The sequence below is a fragment of the Rhodospirillaceae bacterium genome (assembly GCA_018660465.1).
In the GTDB taxonomy this organism is placed as follows: domain Bacteria; phylum Pseudomonadota; class Alphaproteobacteria; order Rhodospirillales; family JABJKH01; genus JABJKH01.
In genome coordinates this window covers 1-3,135 of the sequence record JABJKH010000106.1, presented here as the reverse complement: position 1 = coordinate 3,135, position 3,135 = coordinate 1, and the positions used below count along the sequence as shown (strand labels likewise).

Annotated in this window: 3 protein-coding genes and 1 riboswitch; all 3 genes read right to left on the bottom strand. The window is 52.2% G+C overall.

Going from position 1 to position 3,135, the window contains the following annotated elements:
* Positions 1-106 precede the first annotated feature (106 nt).
* Complete coding sequence (locus HOM51_18235; GenBank protein ID MBT5036457.1) at positions 107-268, bottom strand: hypothetical protein; 162 nt, start codon at positions 266-268, stop codon at positions 107-109.
* Positions 269-480: 212 nt separating this feature from the next.
* Positions 481-879 (bottom strand): hypothetical protein, encoded by a 399-nt coding sequence (locus tag HOM51_18230; protein MBT5036456.1) that lies wholly within the window; start codon positions 877-879, stop codon positions 481-483.
* Between the two features lie 18 nt (positions 880-897).
* Positions 898-2,730: a phosphomethylpyrimidine synthase ThiC gene (thiC, locus tag HOM51_18225; protein MBT5036455.1), complete on the bottom strand. Its 1,833-nt coding sequence runs from the start codon at positions 2,728-2,730 to the stop codon at positions 898-900.
* A 77-nt stretch (positions 2,731-2,807) separates the two neighbouring features.
* Positions 2,808-2,908: riboswitch (TPP riboswitch) on the bottom strand.
* Between the last annotated feature and the right edge of the window lie 227 nt (positions 2,909-3,135).

The following is a 3,135-nucleotide window of genomic DNA, read 5'->3' as shown; positions in this document are numbered from 1 at the left end:
CTTGATTGCCTTGGCTGCACCCGTCTGACGTGTCTGCGATTTCTGTCTCATCTTCGTTCCCTTCGGTCACTACGATGAGCTAAAAATCCTCTCTTATGCAATCCCGCTAATTTGTTCCATAGGCGCTGACGTTAGACAGTAAGAAGAACGATGGTTTCTTGGTCAGCTTTTTAGGTGGACCCGGTGGCTGGAAGGCCAGGATAACGGTAGCGAACAACCCGCCACATAAACAGGCCATTGAAAGGATCGAAATAGTGAGCAAAAGCATGGACGCAACCTCCTGCCGGAACGTGATCTTCCCCCCGGGAAAGGTGTACGTCCGTTATTCCCCTAGATATCGGAATAGCCGCTCAAGCCCATAAACGGCATATCTATAATTAAGCACCGGTTTCGTAATTCCTACCATAATTGTAGGGAATGGCAACGCCCTTACCTAATTTAAATTCTCTGCCCTGCGTCACGCGCGGGCTAGTATACTTTTCACCCAAGGGGCGTTTTGTTGCCGTCTAGGAATTGTGCAGTGGTTTGGAGCTTTCCTTTAGTAGAAGATAAGGTGATGGTTTCCCCTTCAACCTTTGGGATCATACAGAAGCCTTTAAACTTTTTTCTTTCGTATTCGATGCAAAGCTGACCGTCTTTGGTGATCCACCATTTGCCATGGTCGAACTGGCAGGGGAAGTAGCGTTCAAAATCCCCGAAGCGACCAAGGTAAATAGAAAAATCGAGCCCTGACGCTTTGTCCTTATATTTCAGTGTGTGATCGGCAAAGGGTTTACGCGCTGGGTCCGATAACACTGACGCTTGCGTTGAACCCGTCGCAAAAATTAAAACCAAAGCCACCAAGGCAAACTTGAACGGGACCATAGCTTGTCCTTTCATAAGAACTTCTCGCCAAAACTACTCAGCAGCCCCCTTGAATTCCTCTTTATAAATCTCCGACCCCTCTTCCTTGAACTTCTCAGACATGTCTTGCATGCCTTTTGCCCGGGGATCGTCGGCAACATAGTCTCTTACCTGCTGGGTGATTTCCATGGAGCAGAATTTGGGGCCACACATGGAGCAGAAGTGCGCGACCTTGTGAGCTTCCTTCGGCAGGGTTTGATCGTGGAAGTCTTTCGCCCGCTCTGGGTCGAGAGACAGGTTGAACTGGTCTTCCCATCTAAATTCAAAACGCGCACGGCTGAGCGCATCGTCGCGTTCGCAGGCCCCTGGGTGGCCCTTGGCCATGTCAGCCGCGTGCGCCGCGATTTTGTACGTAACCACGCCGACTTTAACGTCGTCGCGGTTGGGAAGCCCTAAGTGTTCCTTTGGCGTGACGTAACACAGCATGGCCGTTCCGAACCAGCCGATCATGGCAGCGCCAATGCCGGACGTGATGTGGTCATAACCGGGGGCAATATCCGTGACGAGGGGCCCAAGCGTATAGAAGGGGGCTTCGCCGCATTCTTCCAACTGCTTCTCCATGTTGACCTTAATCTTGTGCATGGGTACGTGGCCGGGGCCTTCGATCATCACCTGGCAATCTTTCTTCCAGGCGATTTGGGTGAGTTCACCCAAGGTCTCCAACTCAGCAAATTGAGCTTCGTCGTTGGCATCAGCGGTTGAGCCCGGGCGTAAGCCATCGCCGAGTGAGAAGCTCACATCATAGGCGCGCATGATGTCACAAATTTCCTCAAAATTTTCGTAGAGGAAGCTTTCCTTATGATGCGCCAAGCACCACTTGGCCATGATCGCGCCGCCACGGCTGACGATGCCGGTCACCCGGTTGGCCGTCATTGGCACATAGCGCAGTCGCACGCCAGCATGGATGGTAAAGTAATCGACGCCCTGCTCAGCCTGTTCGATGAGGGTGTCGCGATAAATCTCCCAGGTCAGGTCCTCGGCCCGGTCGACTTTTTCCAGCGCCTGATAGATCGGAACTGTGCCGATGGGAACCGGCGAATTCCGAATAATCCATTCGCGAATGTTGTGGATGTTACGTCCTGTCGAAAGGTCCATCACGTTGTCAGCACCCCAGCGTGTGGCCCACACCATCTTATCGACTTCGTCAGCGACCGATGAGGTCACAGCAGAATTGCCGATGTTGGCGTTGATCTTGACCAAGAAGTTTCGGCCAATGATCTGTGGCTCAATTTCCGGGTGGTTGATGTTTGCAGGAATGATCGCGCGGCCCCGGGCAACTTCGTCGCGGACGAATTCAGGTGTTACATAATCAGGAATTTCGGCGCCGAAATCTTCACCGCCGCGAGCTTGTTGTTCTTTTAACTGGTCGCGACCTAGGTTCTCACGAATGGCGATGTATTCCATCTCCGGCGTGATGATGCCGGCGCGGGCATAAGCGATCTGCGTGACCGCCTTGCCGTCTTTGGCGCGAAGGGGTTTTTTCTTCGACGGGAATTCCTGCACGAGCTTATCACCCGTGGCACCGCCATTATCTTCAGGTTTAACGTCTCGACCCGCATATTCTTCGACATCGCCACGACCTTTGATCCAGGGCTCACGTAACCGATGCAGGCCCGCATCAATATCGATGGTGGCATCGGGGTCTGTATAGGGACCAGACGTATCATAGACCGTCACCGGCGGCTCGTTCGCCGATTCATGTACACTGATTTGCCGCATCGGCACACGAATGTCCGGATGGATTGTGCCGTTAACGTAGACCTTCTCCGATGCCGGTAAAGATCCCGTGGTTACATTGATTTTTTGCGGTTTATCGATGACGTTCATTGACTTGGCTCCCAAACTTACAAGGTCTTCACCATGTGGGTTATTCTGAGCGGCGTTTCAAGGAAGGCATCGGCTGAAAAAGGCTGACGTCCCATCCCTTCGCCGGCATAACCCGGATCAGGTTCGAAGGGTCCAGCAATCGCCATCTCAGCCCAAACGGGCGCCCCTCGGAACAGAGGCATTGTGGCGGCATGGGGTGGGGGGGTCAAGTGCTTCACTGGGAACAATGGAAATGTTCGGTGTTGGCTAATAGTAGAAATAAATTCCAGCATCCAATAATGTCTGCTTTTCTGCGATAAGTAAGAAGTCGAAAACGCGAAATTCAAATTTTATTATGATGTCTGCTTTTAGGAGATAAAGCGGAAGTCATTTAGAGGCTGTGTTCACTTCCGGAAATGACCCAGG